At 38.9% G+C, this 16968-nt stretch carries 14 protein-coding genes; 8 read left to right on the forward strand and 6 right to left on the reverse strand.

Features of this window, described 5'->3' with window-relative positions:
• Nucleotides 1-242: 242 nt before the first annotated feature.
• The 3 genes from DUT68_RS18130 to DUT68_RS18140 all read left to right on the forward strand — a co-directional run bounded on the left by DUT68_RS18130 (nucleotide 243) and on the right by DUT68_RS18140 (nucleotide 5813).
• Nucleotides 243-1967: a S8 family peptidase gene (locus DUT68_RS18130; RefSeq protein ID WP_237088379.1), complete on the forward strand. Its 1725-nt coding sequence runs from the start codon at nucleotides 243-245 to the stop codon at nucleotides 1965-1967.
• 118 nt (nucleotides 1968-2085) lie between these two features.
• The gene (locus DUT68_RS18135; protein ID WP_113639664.1) at nucleotides 2086-2910 is read left to right on the forward strand and encodes a hypothetical protein; all 825 of its coding nucleotides are present in this window, start codon (nucleotides 2086-2088) and stop codon (nucleotides 2908-2910) included.
• Nucleotides 2910-5813: an outer membrane beta-barrel protein gene (locus tag DUT68_RS18140; protein WP_113639654.1), complete on the forward strand. Its 2904-nt coding sequence runs from the start codon at nucleotides 2910-2912 to the stop codon at nucleotides 5811-5813. The genes DUT68_RS18135 and DUT68_RS18140 overlap by 1 nt, the downstream gene beginning before the upstream one ends.
• A 434-nt stretch (nucleotides 5814-6247) precedes the next feature.
• Here the strand turns inward: DUT68_RS18140 and DUT68_RS18145 are convergent, their stop codons facing one another.
• Nucleotides 6248-7360, reverse strand: coding sequence for a M42 family metallopeptidase (locus DUT68_RS18145; protein ID WP_113639655.1), 1113 nt, complete (start codon nucleotides 7358-7360; stop codon nucleotides 6248-6250).
• Between the two features lie 114 nt (nucleotides 7361-7474).
• On the opposite strand from DUT68_RS18145, the gene DUT68_RS18150 reads away from it, so the two are divergent.
• Nucleotides 7475-7876 (forward strand): SPFH domain-containing protein, encoded by a 402-nt coding sequence (locus DUT68_RS18150; protein WP_113639656.1) that lies wholly within the window; start codon nucleotides 7475-7477, stop codon nucleotides 7874-7876.
• On the opposite strand, the gene DUT68_RS18155 is transcribed toward DUT68_RS18150, so the two are convergent.
• The 4 genes from DUT68_RS18155 to DUT68_RS18170 form a co-directional block, all read right to left on the reverse strand.
• Complete coding sequence (locus DUT68_RS18155) at nucleotides 7866-8279, reverse strand: GNAT family N-acetyltransferase (protein ID WP_157960919.1); 414 nt, start codon at nucleotides 8277-8279, stop codon at nucleotides 7866-7868. The two genes, DUT68_RS18150 and DUT68_RS18155, sit on opposite strands and share 11 nt — an antisense overlap.
• A complete protein-coding gene (locus DUT68_RS18160) occupies nucleotides 8276-9445 on the reverse strand; it encodes an MFS transporter (RefSeq protein WP_237088380.1) in 1170 nt (389 codons plus the stop codon). Before DUT68_RS18160 ends, DUT68_RS18155 begins: the two co-directional genes overlap by 4 nt.
• 9 nt (nucleotides 9446-9454) lie before the next feature.
• Nucleotides 9455-10996 carry an acyl-CoA carboxylase subunit beta gene (locus tag DUT68_RS18165; RefSeq protein WP_113639658.1) on the reverse strand — a complete coding sequence of 514 codons (1542 nt, stop codon included), beginning with the start codon at nucleotides 10994-10996 and terminating at the stop codon, nucleotides 9455-9457.
• Between the two features lie 192 nt (nucleotides 10997-11188).
• Nucleotides 11189-12424 (reverse strand): porin, encoded by a 1236-nt coding sequence (locus DUT68_RS18170; RefSeq protein ID WP_113639659.1) that lies wholly within the window; start codon nucleotides 12422-12424, stop codon nucleotides 11189-11191.
• Between the two features lie 194 nt (nucleotides 12425-12618).
• On the opposite strand from DUT68_RS18170, the gene DUT68_RS18175 reads away from it, so the two are divergent.
• The 4 genes from DUT68_RS18175 to DUT68_RS18190 all read left to right on the forward strand — a co-directional run bounded on the left by DUT68_RS18175 (nucleotide 12619) and on the right by DUT68_RS18190 (nucleotide 15948).
• Nucleotides 12619-12957, forward strand: coding sequence for a hypothetical protein (locus tag DUT68_RS18175; protein ID WP_113639660.1), 339 nt, complete (start codon nucleotides 12619-12621; stop codon nucleotides 12955-12957).
• Between the two features lie 74 nt (nucleotides 12958-13031).
• Nucleotides 13032-14630 (forward strand): SulP family inorganic anion transporter, encoded by a 1599-nt coding sequence (locus tag DUT68_RS18180; protein WP_113639661.1) that lies wholly within the window; start codon nucleotides 13032-13034, stop codon nucleotides 14628-14630.
• An 11-nt stretch (nucleotides 14631-14641) separates the two neighbouring features.
• Nucleotides 14642-15277 carry a carbonic anhydrase gene (locus DUT68_RS18185; RefSeq protein ID WP_113639662.1) on the forward strand — a complete coding sequence of 212 codons (636 nt, stop codon included), beginning with the start codon at nucleotides 14642-14644 and terminating at the stop codon, nucleotides 15275-15277.
• Between the two features lie 17 nt (nucleotides 15278-15294).
• Complete coding sequence (locus DUT68_RS18190) at nucleotides 15295-15948, forward strand: carbonic anhydrase (RefSeq protein ID WP_113639663.1); 654 nt, start codon at nucleotides 15295-15297, stop codon at nucleotides 15946-15948.
• A gap of 117 nt (nucleotides 15949-16065) precedes the next feature.
• Here DUT68_RS18190 and DUT68_RS18195 read toward each other — a convergent pair.
• Nucleotides 16066-16968, reverse strand: a 903-nt coding sequence (locus DUT68_RS18195) for a transposase (RefSeq protein WP_157960920.1), incomplete at its 5' end; no start/stop codon positions are given.

The following is a 16968-nucleotide window of genomic DNA, read 5'->3' on the forward strand; positions in this document are numbered from 1 at the left end:
GCACATTGGACGGGATCCTGCGCAGGCCCCCCCGCCGCTCCGGACTATCGTGCCGGGCCCGCCCCGAAAACAAGAACGGGAAAATTATATCAACTCCTTATTTTCCGTTAATTTTTGTTAAAGTTTTCTTATTGTTACAACGGCTATTTTTTTAAATGGTTATTTTCGTATATTGAAATTTTAGCATTGTGAGTATGAATATCTTCAAGAAAATAATTCCTATAATTCTTTTTGCGTTTTCAATGAGTGGATTATACGCTCAGGACAAAAATGTAAAGCTTCCTCCTAACTGGTTTAATCTTGATCTAACTACTGACGGTTATTTTGGTATCAGTACAGAGAAAGCTTACAAAGAGTTGTTGAGTAATAAGAAAGCCAAAGAAAGGATCATTGTAGCCGTAATTGATGGTGGTACAGATATCAAACATGAAGATTTAAAAGATGTACTTTGGACAAATAAAAAGGAAATCCCTGGAAATGGTATTGATGATGATGGTAATGGATATGTTGATGATGTCCACGGTTGGAATTTCATAGGGTCTAAGGGTAAAAACTTAGAGTTTGACAATTTGGAAATGGTTAGAATCAAGCGAAAGTTCGAACCAAAATATAGATCTGTTATTAGAACTACGGTTTTGGATAGTGCCGAAAAGGAAGAATATGCATTATACAAAAGAGTGGTGTCTGATTTTGGTAAACGATACGATGAAGCAAGTTCTGCGTTTCCTATTTATATCGCCATTAAAAAAATGATGGATTCAGTAGCCTATCTTAATGACAAGAAAATTCCTTCGTTGGACGATATTGAGAAGTATAAGTCGGATGAGGAAATGGACAGTTACATTAAGAAGATTGTAAGAAAAGGATCAAAGGACGAAGGAAGTATAGAGAAGTTTTATAAAACTATAGAAAAGGGATACAAGGAATTAGATCAGATGTTGCGCTATAATCTTAATGAGAATTATGATGCAAGGGCTGAATTAGTTGGGGATAATTATGATAATTCCAATGAACGAAATTATGGTAATAATGATGTTATTGGTCCCGATGCTGACCATGGTAGCCACGTTTCGGGCATCATAGGTGCTAACAGACAAAATGAAATTGGTGTTAAAGGAGTAGCTAACAATATCAGTATTATGACTATTAGAGTGGTTCCGCAGGGTGATGAGCGAGATAAGGATGTAGCTAATGGGATTAGATATGCTGTTGATAATGGCGCTAGAGTGGTGAATATGAGCTTCGGAAAAGGCTATAAATGGGATAAGAAAGTAGTAGATGAGGCCATCAAATATGCGGAATCAAAAGGGGTACTGTTAGTTCATGCGGCCGGTAATGATAACCAGAATGTGGACATTGCTGAAAACTATCCTACTAAGTATTATGACAGCCCGGAGGCAGATGAATATACCAGAAAACATAAAAAACCTGAACTGAAACCGTTTACGCCACCTCCAGCTAATGCTATGAATGGCGGTCCTGCAGGTATGCCGCGACGTGATCCTTTTGCTAAACCTGCTCCATTGGATAGTGCAAAATATCAACTTCCGCATGCGAAGAACTGGATTACCGTAGGAGCAAGTGCTTATAAAGATGACGACAACTTAAAGGCTTCTTTCTCCAATTATGGAAAATATAACGTAGATGTTTTTGCTCCAGGTTTTATGATCAATTCAACAACACCAAACAATAACTACGAAGAATTTGATGGGACTAGTATGGCAGCTCCAGTAGTTTCTGGATTAGCGGCATTGATATTAAGTTATTACCCAGAGTTGTCTGCTACAGATGTTAAAGATATCATCATGAAATCGGTAACTAAAGTAAACAGAAAAGTTAAATATGTAAATGATAAAGAGGAAACGGTTAGAGTTAATTTCTCTGAGTTATGTGCAAGTGGTGGGATAGTAAACGCCTATAATGCACTTAAATTAGCAGAAACTTACAAGGCTTCGTCCACTAAATAAATTAATCAACTAAAATCCTCAGTTTTAACTGGGGATTTTTTTTGTGTTTATTTTTTTTAATCCTTTTGCGCTTTATCATGTCTATGCTTATTACACAACAAATGTAAACCAATACAATATGAAACTATTTTACGCTTTTTTCCTAATAATGCTATTAGGAAATCTCTGTAGTTCTGCACAAAAACTGCCAGATATTCAAAATGGAAGTATTTCAGCTCCCAAAACACTAAGAATTGATGGACGTAATCTTGAATGGAATAATTTTTCTGCTGATAACAAACGAACTGGTGTTTTCTACACCATGGCGAACGATGAAAAAAATCTATATATCGCACTAAGAGCGGCTACTAGTGAAACAATTACAAAAATATTTGCAGGTGGTATTTCTTTTAGTATCAATACCAAAGGTAAAAAAAGAGAAGAAGAAGCTTTCACGATTACTTATCCGTTAATCGCTAGAAATAATGCTAATAGACCAGGAGCTGGTGCTGGCAATAGACAAGGTCAGCAAGGTATGCGTATGAACAGAAACGATCAGACTGAAGCTCAGCGTGATTCGTTAGCTTACGAACAACGTAAAACACAGTTAGCTGCAATCAAAGAAATTAAGGTAAAAGGCTTTACTCAAATTCCAGACTCATTGATTTCAATTTATAACGAATATGGAATTAAAGCTGTAGCGAAAATGGATGATCAAAAAGCATATTTCTGTGAGATAGCCATCCCTTTAACTGTACTTGGGATCAATATAGATGACAAAAAGGAAATCGCTTACCAAATTAAATTAAATGGAAGGCAGGGCGGTAATTTCGCTGTTCGTCCGAATGCTGGAGGTTTTGGCGGAGGTAACAATCGAGGGGGCTTTGGCGGCAACGGTAACGCTGCGCAACAGGATTTAATGGTAGCGACAGATTTTTGGGGAAAATATATTGTGCAGAAGTAATGATAAAAAGAAATAGTCGAGCAAAAAAGCTATCATTATTTTTAGCATTTTCTTTAGCGATAGTAATAAGTTGTTGCCATTCAATTTATGCACAAGTTCCAGCTCGAGGCAAAAATGTGCCGCCGCCATTAGCCCTAAGGGAGATAAGCGGAATAGTAAAAGATTCAACTGATTTAGGTGTGCCAGGGGTTACTGTAAGGCTTACTTCGGAAAAAGACACCTTAATTACCAGCAGTAACTCCGATGGTATATTTGTATTTAAAAATGTAAAGCAAGCTACTTATACCATGAGCTTTACAATGATGGGTTATAAGCAGCAAGTTAACAAATACAAGCAGAACGATGCTGTGCCAAGAATTGTAATGGATCCGATTGTACTGCAGCCGATGGCTAATACGCTGAATGAGGTAGTGGTTAATGGGACGCCATCTATTACCTATAAAACTGATACGGTAGAATATAAAGCGAGTGATTATATAGTAAGAGAAAATGCTACGGTTGATGAGCTGTTGAAGAAAATGGAAGGTATGGAGGTAGGTAATGATGGGACACTTATTCATCAAGGAAATAACATCACTAAAGCAAAAATCAACGGAAAAACTTACGCTGGTGGCGATGTAGCTGCAGCTATCCAAAATTTGCCCGCAGAAATTGTAGATAAGATACAAATTGTAGATGATTACGGAGACCAAGCCGCGAGGACAGGGATTAAAGATGGCGATCCAGAGAAAATATTGAACATTGTAACCAGAACAGATAAGTCGGTTGGAAACTCTGCAAATATTAATGCTGGCGCTGGTAGTAACGAGCGATATGAAAGCTCGCTTTTTGGTACCCGGCTGAATGGAAATCAAAACCTGTCGTTGAACTTACGTTTGAACAATACAGTAAATGGTGTTGCAAATACAGGTGCTTTAACGGGCGATAGTGGTGGTAATGCAAACGGAGGTGGCGGTAACAGAGGAAATGGTGGCAATAACGGAGGTGGCGGAGCGGGAAGAGGTGGGAATAACACCGGTGGAGGAAACAACGCTAACTCTAACAGCGGCAGCGGAGGTACCACCAACAGTGGCGCATCTGCATTTTCCTATCGAGATCAAATTGGAAAAAAAGTACGTATTAACACCAACTATCGTTACAACTATAGCAATGTGAATTCTCTAAACAGCAGTATATCTGAAATTTATACCACTAACGGTACCATTTTTTCTACCAATGAGAGCGAGCGAGATAACAATACTAAAAATCACAACTTTAACTTCGAGTTGGAAGCCGATATTGACAGCAATAACTTTTTGAGGATTACACCAGAAATTACCCTTTCATCTAGCAACAGCAATAGTAATTCCAGTATAGGTCAGTCGGGGGCTTTAATTACGCAAAACCAGTTAGGTATTAACATGGGTAAAAACACACGTCCAAATATTGGCGCAACAGTGTTTTATCAGCATATTTTTAATAAACCACGACGAAATTTTTCAATACAGTTTAACTTCAACACGTCTAATCAAGAATCTGATCAGGAACGTAACACCAAGTTTTATAAAGATAATATTAATGAGCCAGACTCGTTGGTACATCGCTTAATAGAACGGAGAAATCTCACTTCTAATTACCGAGGCAGTTTCACCTATGTTGAACCCATAGCCGCTAACAGTCAAATTGAATTTAATGCCCAACTCAACTACAATGGTTACGACAACCGGGCGATAACAAGCAACATTGATGCTTCTGAAAATAGGAGTGTAGTTGATTCCTTAAGCAATATTTACGATTATTCGTTTACTCAAGCCCGTATTGCATTAAATTATCGATACGGTTTGTCAAATACTTCGAAGGTGAGGTTCTCTTTAGGGGTTACTGGAGTGCCCGCCGTTTTAAGTGGCACAAAAGTGAGTTTGGGAACAACCACCAATCGTAATAGTTTTAATTTAATTCCAATAGCGAGGTTTCAATATCAGTTTTCTAAAACACATAGCTTGCAGGCAAATTACTCTGGCAGTGCTAAAGAACCTAGTTTTGATCAGATACAGCCTGTTAGAGATGTTTCAAACCCGCAAAATACCATTGTAGGTAACCCCGATTTGAAAGTTACTTTTAACCATAGCTTGAATTTAAATTACAATAATTACATTGCAAACCACAAATTAAACTATTCGGTAAACGCCAACGGAACGTTAATTGATAATGCGGTGGTAAGTAACATAGTGCAAATATTCAATAACAATAATCAGCTTTTACGTAACGAAACGCGATACGTGAATATGAATGGTGGTTATCGCCTAGGTGGAAATTATTCTGTTAGCAAGCAATTAAATGATCGAAAATATAACCTCTCTTTAAGTGGTAATGTAAGCTACAACCACGGCGTATCCATGAGTAATAACATTGAAAGCATTACACGTACTTGGAATATTACTGAGCGTTTTGGTCCGCGTATTACGCCAAACGAGTGGTTGGAGGTTAATCCGAATGTTTCGTATAATATCACCAAAAGCGAAAATACCATTAGTCCAAACGTGATTAATACCAAAACGTTGGCGCTAAATATCGATGGTCGCTTCTACTTATGGCAATCGTTGATTATAGGTTACAACGGAAGCAAAAATTTTGTAAGCGGTATTAATGCCAATATTACAAGTAATCCGTTGGTAATCAATGCTTATTTGCAAAAAGAATTTTGGAAGCGTAGGGCATCTATCACTTTCCAAGCCTTTGATATTTTGCAGCAAAACAATTTTGTTAACCTCAACGTAACCGATTTGGTGAAAACAGAAACTCGTACCAATGCGCTGAGCAGGTATTTTATGCTAAGAGCAAACGTCCGTTTGCAGAAATGGACCGGTGCAAAAGGGCGCAATGGCCGACAAATTATGCGTAGGGGCGACGGTAGTTTTTATTAGCAGTTGCCTGTATTTCGAAATAATAATGGATGAAATTATTTGAAGAGCAGGAACTGTAGCATTACACTTCAGAAAGTCCTGCTTTCACTTCAAGTCCGCACTAGTTACACTCGCTTGCGGGCTTTTCGTTCAATCAGGTCTATTTGGCAAATTGAGGGGCTATTGGTGGTTTCCTGGCAGAAGCCTAAGTAAACTAAACCCGATTGGAGCGGAAATACTTTTTGTTGCACATTTTTTCAACTTTGTAAGTTTTTAAACTTACAAAGTTTGAGCACTATAAATGGCAAAAAGATTTTAGCGAAAAGCGGGGCTGGCTAGCATAGTAACTGTGATTTGCTTTTCTAAAATAAATTGAAAAGAAAGAAATCTGCAAGTTTGTAGCTTTTACTACTACTACTTGCAGATTTCTCCTATCGTCGAAATGACAGTGTCTATTACTTAAACTCTCTAAAATCCTGTCCGTTTTTAATGGCCAATAAGCTTTCGTAAATTAAGCTGATTACATTGTCCACATCTTCTTTGTGTACCATTTCTACGGTGGTGTGCATGTAGCGCAACGGTAAAGAAATCAATGCCGAAGGTACGCCGCCATTTGAATAAGCAAAAGCATCGGTATCAGTTCCTGTTGAACGCGACGAAGCCTGACGTTGGAACGGGATACCCGCTTTTTCTGCAGTTTTTATCAATAGTTTATTAAGGTTGGTTTGTACAGCCGGAGCGTACGAAACCACTGGACCTTTACCTGCAGATAAATCGCCTTGCGTAATTTTATTGATCATTGGCGTAGTGGTATCGTGAGTTACATCGGTAACGATAGCTACATTAGGTTTAATGCGATGAGCAATCATTTCGGCACCTCGTAAGCCAATTTCTTCCTGTACAGAGTTTACAATGTATAAGCCGAAAGGTAGTTTTTTCTTGTTCTCTTTTAGTAAACGGGCTACTTCAGCAATCATAAATCCACCAGCACGGTTATCTAAAGCACGGCCAACGTAATAGCGATCGTTCAATACCATAAACTCATCTTCGTAAGTAATTACACAACCTACATGAATGCCCAGGGCTTCTACTTCTTCTTTACTGGTGCATCCGCAGTCTAAGAAAATGTTTTTCAATTCAGGAGCTTGTTCTTTTTCGCCATGACGAGTGTGTATGGCAGGCCAACCAAAAACAGCTTTTACAAAACCGTTCTCGGTATGGATATTTACTCTTTTTGAAGGTGCTATTTGATGATCGGAACCACCGTTACGAATTACATAAATCAATCCGTCATTAGTGATGTAATTTACATACCAAGAAATTTCATCGGCATGTGCTTCAATAACCACCTTATAATCTGCTTTAGGGTTAATTACACCTACAGCAGTGCCGTAGTTGTCAACAAAAGTTTCGTCTACGTAAGGTTTAAGGTAATCTAACCAAAGTTTTTGACCTTCCCATTCGTAGCCAGTAGGAGCTGCATTATTGATATATTTTTCGAAAAACTGTAGTGATTTTTTGGTAACTACAGGCACGTGTTTTTTATTTTCGTCTTTCTTTTTTGCCATAGTTTTATTTATGTATGATGGTAAATGTACAATTTAACGGCATCATTTAAAACCCATTTATAGAATTTTGACAGGAAATCAGTATATTCCAAAAAACTGTAAAAAATATCATTTATGAACGCAATTAAAATTTTCATTCCTGCAGCACTTTTTGTGCTTATTGTAATTATTGCATTGATGTGGGGTTTGCCACGCTACAATGTATGGCAACAGGAAATGGCAGGTAAGGCCGAAATGGCGAAGGCAGAACAAAACCGTAGAATTTTGGTGGAAGAAGCAAAAGCAAGACTAGAAGCAGAGAAGTTAAATGCCGCTGCAGAAATTGAGAGAGCTAAGGGAATGGCCGAAGCAATGAAAGTGGAAAACGGAACTTTATCGCCTACGTATAACCAATATTTGTTTATAAGAACGCTAGAGAAATTAGCGGATAAAGGTAGCTTACCGCAAATTATTTATGTACCATCTGAAGGGTTAACGCCTGTAATGGATTTAAATAGGGCACTGCCTAAAAAATAAGTTCCATTTTGATATAGGCAATTTGGTTTCGTAAATAAGGCTCGCCGATGTTGATGAAACCAAATTTTTTATAAAACTCCGCTGCATCAACACGGGCATTGCACCATAACAACTGTATACCCTGCTCTTTGCAATAATTAATTACATAGCTGAGCAATTGGAAACCAAACCCCTTACGTTGGTCGCTTGGTAAAACGGCCATTTTTCTGAACTGGGCAGTTGTACCACTGATAAATAAAGACACCACCGCGGTAAGCTCATGCTCGTAGTAGAGGCCAAAATGCATCCCGTCCCAATCTTCGGCAAGTTCCATATCTGTAATTTCCTTTTCAGGATACATGGCCAACTGCCTGATGCGCCAGGTAAGTGCAGGAAAAATTTGTTCTATTGAAGGATTGCTCAAGCTTGAACCTTTCTGCTGTAAAATTGATAAATCAGCATATTTAATAAGATGATGGCAGTAACGCCAATACAAAATATGGTCCAACCACCTAAGCTCCATAACCAAAGGCCAAGTGCTGATCCGCAGGCGGCGCCTACAAAACTTACTGACATGAAAATGGTGTTAAGGCGGTTACGAGCTTCTGGAACCAGCGTGTAAATTCTGGTTTGATTAGTTACGTGAATAGCCTGTTGGCCAATATCTATCAAGATAATTCCAACTACAAATAGAAAAACATTATGGCCGGTAAAGTAGAAAAGTGCTACGCTAATCAGTTCTAAAATAAATCCAATCATTAAATTTTTACGTGGATTGTTACCGCCACTTAACTTGCCAACTAAAGGTGCAGCTAATGCACCCGCCGCACCGGCAATGCCAAATAACCCAATTTGATAGGTGCTGAATTGATGAGGTGGATTTGCCAGGTAAAGCACCATGGTAGTCCAAAATCCCATAATTACAATAAAGGCGAAGAAGTTGATTAAGGATGCTTCCCTCAGTACGGGCTGAGTTTTGATATAGCCAAACATCGATCTCATCAATTCGTTATAGGTTCCTTTAAACGTAGGGAGATTTTTTGGAAAGCGAATGGCCATTAAAAAAATAAGCAAGGTGCATATTGCCGCTGCAATCAAGAAAACGGCACGCCAGCCTAACAAATCGCCTATTACGCCGCTTACCGCTCTGGAAGCTAAAATTCCAACCAATAAGCCGCTCATCACTATTCCAATATTTGCACCGCGGTTTTCATCATTACTTAAAGATGCAGTTAACGGTAAAATCAACTGTGGTACAATAGAACAGGCGCCAATGAGCACACTGGCCAATTCCAATAAAAAGAAGCTTTTAGAGAAACCAGCAATAATTAATGCAACTATCGCCAAGGCCGTAGTGAACAGAATTTGCTTTTTCTTTTCAAACATATCGCCCAATGGCACCAAAAGAAATAAGCCGATGGCGTAACCAGCTTGTGTTAAAAAAGTAATACTGCCCGCATCGCTTTCACTTAGTTTGAAATCCTTCGCAATTAATATAACCAGTGGTTGGCAATAGTAAATATTTGCTACGATTAGGCCTGTACAAAAGGCCATCAAAATCACATCGCTTCTTTTAAGTATGTTTTGCATTTTAATTTCCTAAAGCGGAATGTTACCATGTTTTTTTCTAGGCATATTCACCACTTTGTTTTCTAGCATTTTAAAAGCTTTAATTAATTTTTCTCTGGTTTTAGCAGGTTCAATTACTTCATCTACAAAGCCACGTTCCGCTGCTCGGTATGGGTTGGCAAAAATATCTGAATATAGTTTTTCTTTTTCTAGCCATTTCTCTTCTGGGTTTTCAGCATTGCTGATTTCTCTCTTGAAGATAATTTCCGCTGCTCCTTTGGCTCCCATTACCGCAATTTCGGCACTTGGCCAAGCGTAATTCATATCTGCGCCGATATGCTTCGAGTTCATCACATCATAAGCGCCTCCGTAAGCTTTTCTGGTAATTACAGTAATACGAGGTACCGTTGCCTCACTAAAGGCATATAATAATTTTGCTCCATTGGTGATAATGCCATTCCACTCTTGATCAGTGCCTGGTAAAAAGCCCGGTACATCTTCAAAAACTAGTAGCGGAATATTGAAACAATCGCAAAAACGCACAAAACGAGCAGCTTTTACTGAAGCATTGTTATCTAACACACCGGCTAAATAAGCTGGCTGATTGGCTACTACACCAATGCTACGGCCAGCCAATCGGGCAAATCCAACTACAATATTTTCAGCATAAGCAGCATGTACTTCTAAAAACGATTCCTCATCGGCAACTTGGGTAATTACCTCCCTAATGTCGTAAGGCTGGTTTGCGTTGGAAGGAAGAATATCGTTTAACGATGGTCTTTCCTCGTTCCCGATATCGTAGGGTTGTGCAGGGGCACTGTCTTCACAATTTTGAGGTACGTAGCTTAAAATCTTTTTCAGCTGGTTAATGGCTTCAATTTCGTTGGCACAGGCAAAATGCGTTACACCTGATTTGGTTGCGTGAGTACTTGCACCGCCCAATTCCTCTGAACTTACCTCTTCGTGGGTAACGGTTTTAACCACGTTTGGTCCCGTTACGAACATATATGAGGTATTTTCTACCATTAAAATGAAATCGGTAATTGCAGGCGAGTACACTGCGCCACCGGCACAAGGGCCCATGATAGCAGATATTTGTGGAATTACGCCGGAAGCTTGTACGTTGCGATAAAAAATATCGGCATAACCGCCTAAAGATACCACGCCTTCCTGGATACGAGCACCGCCACTATCATTCAAGCCAATAATTGGTGCCCCATTTTTCATGGCCATATCCATGATTTTGCATATTTTTTCAGCATGCGTTTCAGATAGCGAACCACCGAAAACGGTAAAATCTTGCGAAAATACGTAGGTTAAGCGTCCATTAACGGTACCATAGCCCGTAACCACACCATCGCCTAAATACTTTTCATTTTCCATACCGAAATCGGTACTTCGATGGGTAACCATCATTCCAATTTCTTCGAAACTACCTTCATCAAGTAAAAAATGAATACGTTCACGAGCAGTTAGCTTTCCTTTTTTATGCTGACTATCAATACGAGCTTGTCCGCCTCCTAAATGAGCTTTTTGTATCTTTTCTTTTAGTATCTCGATTTTGTTGTTCATATCTTTGGTTTTACTGGTTCAATGGTTTGGTTCGAAAGTCCGAAAGTCCGAAAGTCCGAAAGTCTGAAAGTCTGAAAGTTCGAAAAAAACTGGATAGACAAGTTAGCAACAATAGCTAAATTCAGCAATTGAAGAATTAATTTTCGATTTCGTGACAAGTCGTAATTTGTTAATCTAAATCGTAATTCCAAATTACCATCTGTATTGTAAACGTGTTGTGAAAACGTTGTCTTTAACATCACTTTGGTAATTGTTCAATTGCGTTGCATTGTTTTTTACATGTTCATTGTACACGGTCAACTTTAATCGAGTGTTCAAATTGTAAGTAAATCCGTAACCTAATGTGCTGAATTTAATGTCTCCAGCAGTGGTGTTTGTTCCAGCTTTTCCTATCTCTACTTCATCAATATCGGTATTAGGGTCATAAACATCGTACCCAATAATTGCGGTTAACTTGGTGTCTGCTATTTGTTGTGTTAGCCAAAAAAAGTAACCGTTAAAATTACGTAAGTATAAATTTCCTGTGGGCTGCGTAGCAAAACTTGTACTAGCCGCTAAGCCAGAAACGCTTGAAGATGCCGCTACGCCAGGTTGAGTGCCTTGAATATATTCTGTTTTAAACGAAGTAGCTCCAAATGTATTTTTGTAATCTACTTGAAGGTTGGCTCCGTAGTAATCTCTCCTGAAATTATAGTTTTCATTATTTGGATCTAAAACCATGGCAAAACCATTGTCTTTCGGCTGATAAATGGTAGTGGTATTACTTCTAACGGTTCCTTTGTAAATTGAGCCGCCAAATCCAAGGTGTAGCTTTTTACTAGCCAAGCTGTCAAAATTGAAGCTGAGGTTGCCTATGATATCTTTGTTCGAATCGTAATCTCGAGCGCTTAATCCGCTACCATTAACTACCGCTATTTCTGCGGTAATAAAAGAAAATTTTTTAGTGGGTTTATAAGATAGCATTGCACCTAAATCTCGCTCACGAGGCATTAAGGTTTGGAACACCCTGGCTCGTTCAGGAAAATCCCGATACCCTGAAGAATAAACTATTGAGTAACCAAAAGGTCGGTTAAACAAACCTGCCGTAAACTTCAACGATTTATTTTCGGGACTGTGGAATTGTATAAAGGCATCCATAATCCTCAAACCATCCTGAGTGCCATCCAACTGAAAAACAACAGACGAAAATTTATCTACCCTATCTACCTTTAAACGTCCTCGGCGTAGCATAAATCGACTGCTTGAATGTTCGCTGAAATCGCCGCCAGACCATGAATAAATACCAGGCGATTGAGCAACTTGAAATTGAGTTTGCAGATAGCCAGTAATTTTAATGTCGTGTGGGTCGTAAGAGGAGGGAGCGTTGTTGTTTTGCGCCGCTGCAACCAGCGAAACTGAAAGAAATATAACAACTAGTAAAGTTCTCATTGATGCTAAAAGTACAGCAAAAATAAATCTTAAAACAAATAAAACTTCAAATTATACATTTATTTTATTGACTTAAGGAAGCTGGAGCGTAAAAAAAAGCGCAAGCTACTATTGCAAACATATTACGTAATTAAATTTGATATTCAACTTTTGAACGTTACTTTTGGTAAATAGCAAAATAACATTTCGTTTATATGGTGTTAAGGAAATATAGGTTTTTATTAGCGATAGCTTTTTTGGGCATTTTTGCCAGCAAAATGGTTATTTCTGCTGCGCCTTTATTTTTAAAACACTTGGACGATGATTTTATGGTTTCTGTAATCATGCAGCTGGAAAATGAAAACAGTGCAGATGAAAGCGGAAAATCGACAGTAAAATATCTGGACTATAAGTTGATGTTTCATAAATATGAGCTCACTTATGTGCATTTAGATTTGGATTGCGGCGTGCCAAGTAGTTTTATTGAACACTCTAGGCGCTATGTAGATCCGTATCATCCCTCTGTTCCAACGCCCCCTCCTAATTTTTCTTAAGTTTTTCTCGCAATTGTGGCCCACTAGACCCACAATTTTTAACAACATCAAAACTTTAGAAATAAATTTATATTATGAAAAATTCAAATTCGGCCTCGGTAGGAGGTGGAATAGGTAGATATTTGCAGGCGAAAAACCTTAAAGCGGATTTGCCTTCAAGTATTGTGGTGTTCCTAGTGGCGTTACCCTTATGTTTGGGTATTGCGCTAGCTTCAGGAGCGCCTTTGTTCGCTGGTTTATTAACTGGCATTATTGGGGGAGTGGTAGTTGGCGCCATTAGTGGTTCGCAGCTTAGTGTAAGCGGCCCGGCGGCAGGTTTAACTACTATTGTATTAGCATCAATCACCAGCTTAGGAGATTATCAGACGTTTTTAATGGCAGTGGTGTTAGCTGGTGTTTTCCAGTTATTACTTGGTGTTATTAAAGCAGGTACCATCGGCAATTATTTTCCTTCCAGTGTAATTGAAGGGATGCTAGCAGGTATTGGTATTTTGTTGATCATGAAGCAATTGCCTCACGCCTTGGGGGTGGATAGTGACTTTTTCGGCGACGAAAGTTTCTTCCAAACTGATGGAGAAAATACCTTTTCAGCGCTTGGAAACGCAATGCAGCATTTTACACTTGCTGCCATTGTAATAAGTGTTGTATCTATTCTTATACTAGTGTTTTGGCCTAAATTTAAGAAATTAGCAGTTGTTCCGGCGCCACTTGTAGTGGTAATAGTTGGTATTTTTGGCGCCATTGTATTTAATGGATCTGCTGGTGCACTTAAGGAAAGCCAAATGGTAAAAATACCAGTGGTTAACAGTGCTTCTGAGTTTTTTGGATTATTTACCACGCCTAACTTTTCAGCGTTTTTAAATCCGAAAGTATTAATGGTAGCATTAACTATTGGCGTGGTTGCCAGTTTAGAGACTTTACTAAGCGTTGAGGCTGTGGATAAAATAGATCCGCTGAAACGTGTAACCCCAACAAATAGAGAACTTTTAGCTCAAGGTTTAGGTAATATTGCCAGCGGTATGCTTGGTGGTTTGCCTATGACAGCTGTAATTGTGCGTAGCTCGGCAAATGTAAATGCCGGCGGACGTACCAAAGTTTCAGCTATCGTACACGGCTTATTGTTATTACTATCGTTGTTGTTTATCCCATCGCTCATTAATATGATTCCGCTATCTTGTTTAGCAGCCATTTTATTGGTGACAGGATATAAATTGGCAAGGATATCTTTATTTAAACACATGTACCGCAAAGGTTGGGATCAATTTATTCCATTTGTAGTAACCGTTGTTGGTGTAGTTGGTATAGACTTATTGAAAGGTGTGGGTATTGGTATGGCGGTTTCTATCTTCTACTTGTTAAGAACAAACATGCGTAATCCATTCTTTTACAGAGTGCAGGAAGAAGGAAATAAGAAAAATATTAGGATTAAATTGGCCGAAGAAGTGTCATTTTTAAACAAAGCTTCTATTCAGGTGTTGTTATCCAAAATTCCTGATGAAACCAACGTGATCATTGATGGCTCTAACTCTAGATACATTGATCCAGATGTGCTAGAAGCCATCTATAATTATAAGCATAATGCCTACACTAAAGGGATAATTGTAACTTTGGAAAATATTAAAAAGAGTTATTCGATTCCTAAATTGAACACAAAAATTATTGATCAAAATTAAAAATTAAAATAATGAAAGCACATACATCAGAAACTCAGGCTACCATCACTCCTGAGAAAGCGCTACAAATATTAAAAGAAGGTAATGACAGATTTGTGCAAAATTTGAAAGCCAACAGGGATTTATTGGCTCAAGTGAATGACACAAGGGCAGGGCAATGGCCGTTTGCAGTAATATTAAGTTGTATAGATAGCCGTACTTCTGCAGAATTGATTTTTGATCAGGGATTGGGAGATATCTTTAGCGTAAGAATAGCTGGAAATTTTGCAAACCAAGATATTTTAGGTTCTATGGAGTTTGGCTGCAACGTAGCGGGGTCTAAATTAATCGTTGTTTTAGGGCACTCAAAATGCGGCGCTTTGAAAGGAGGCTTAGATGCAGCAGCAATTCGTGGCATGGGAATGGACAATCTTACACATTTAGTGGATCATTTTAATCCGATTATTGATGAGGTAATCAAAGAGGGGGAAGAGCGATCTTCTCAAAATGATGATTTGTTGGAAAGGTTAAATGTGCAGAATGTAAAGCAAACAATAGCAGATATTCGTAAGCAGAGCAGCACTTTAAATCAAATGGAAAAAGATGGAAAAATTATGATAGTAGGCGCCAATTATAATGTAGAAACTGGCGTTGTAAGTTGGTTGTAATTTTTTTATAATAGCATATGTCATCAAATCAAGATAAAATAACTTACGAAAGTTTATTGGAAGGCAACAAAACTTGGGTAGCTGAAACACTGAAAGTAGATCCCAACTTTTTCGATGAGCTAGCGGCAGGTCAAACCCCTCCAATTTTATGGATTGGCTGTTCTGATAGTCGTGTGCCGGCTAACCAGATTACCAATACCATGCCCGGCGATATTTTTGTACACCGTAACATTGCCAATGTGGTAACGCATAACGATATGAGCTTGTTAAGTGTGCTGGATTATTCGGTAAATGTATTAAAGGTGAAACATATTATTGTTTGCGGCCACTATGGTTGTGGAGGCGTAAACGCGGCAATGGGCAACAAACAAGTTGGCTTAATTGATAATTGGCTAAGAAATATTAAGGATATTTACCATGCCAATGAACAAGAAGTTGCGAAAATCCAAGATCCTCAGCAAAAATTTGATAGAATGGTAGAATTGAATGCTATTCATGGCGCTAAAAATGTGATGAGTACATCAATTGTGCAAAATGCCTGGGCTGCTGGGCAGGAGATAGGCGTTCATGCTTGGGTTTACAGTTTAAAAACTGGCTTAATCAAAGATTTGAACACTAGTGCATCAAGTGCATCTGATGTTTCTCCGCTATTTAAAATGGATATAACTTAGTTGTAGTCTTATTAGCATAACCTATTGAAAGGGTGCCTAGCGTTTGGGCACCCTTTTTTTTGCAAAAAAAAAGACGCCTTATGGGGCAGTCATGGTCGGAAGAAATTCCGACCTTTTTTATGTTTTAAAAAATAGGCCCGGATCTCCACCGCATTGCACAACGATCATAGCAATCGTTAGGTCTCTAACCTCCATGGCGAAACGCCTTTTAGCAGTCTTGTAACCGATTCTGTTAGCTTTTTTATACATCAGCAGCATCATTGCAACAATCAGTGTCATGTACAGCACTACCTGTATCCCATTCTTATTGAGCGAAACAAGGTGGCTAACATTGAGTTCCTGTTTGAGGAAACGGAAAAAGACCTCTATGTCCCAACGTCTTCTGTATGCCCTAGAAATTTCCCCTGCCGAGCTTTGGAAGTCATTGGTCAATAACCAATATTCCTTTTGGCTTTCGTCTTTGCCCTTAATTACCACCATCCTAAAATGGGTTTCTACCAGTTCTTCACGATAATATTTTTTACCACTTTTGCCACTAATTGGGATCCCGGTGTAGAGCTGGACCTCACGGTCGCTGATCAGTACGGATTCTCCCAGGTCGAGTTCCATTCCCTCGGTAATGAACGAGCCTAGTTCAACCAGTTTCCTGTTTTCCTTTGACCTGCAGATGAAGGTTACCTTCTCTTTGCTGAAAGAAGCTATTGTCCTAGTTGACTGTAGCCCCCTATCCATCACATAGATATTGTGATGGCCCGTTTCTTTTTTTACATGTTCCCTGACAACTTCGGGCAACGCACTATCTTCGCTACAATAGCCGGCACTGGTGAACACAGTGGAATGGCATGGCAAAACACCGTCAAAGGCAATACTGTATTTTACAGCCTTTTTGCCACTTTTGTTATCCATCCCTTCCATGAGCTTACCGACACTTTCGCTGACCATGGAACTATCTACCCTGATCAGGTCGTTCTTCATCCGCTCTGTGGATGTGTATGCCCTGGAAAATTGCTCATAGATACA

It is taken from the genome of Pedobacter zeaxanthinifaciens, from assembly GCF_003313335.1.
GTDB lineage: Bacteria > Bacteroidota > Bacteroidia > Sphingobacteriales > Sphingobacteriaceae > Pedobacter > Pedobacter zeaxanthinifaciens.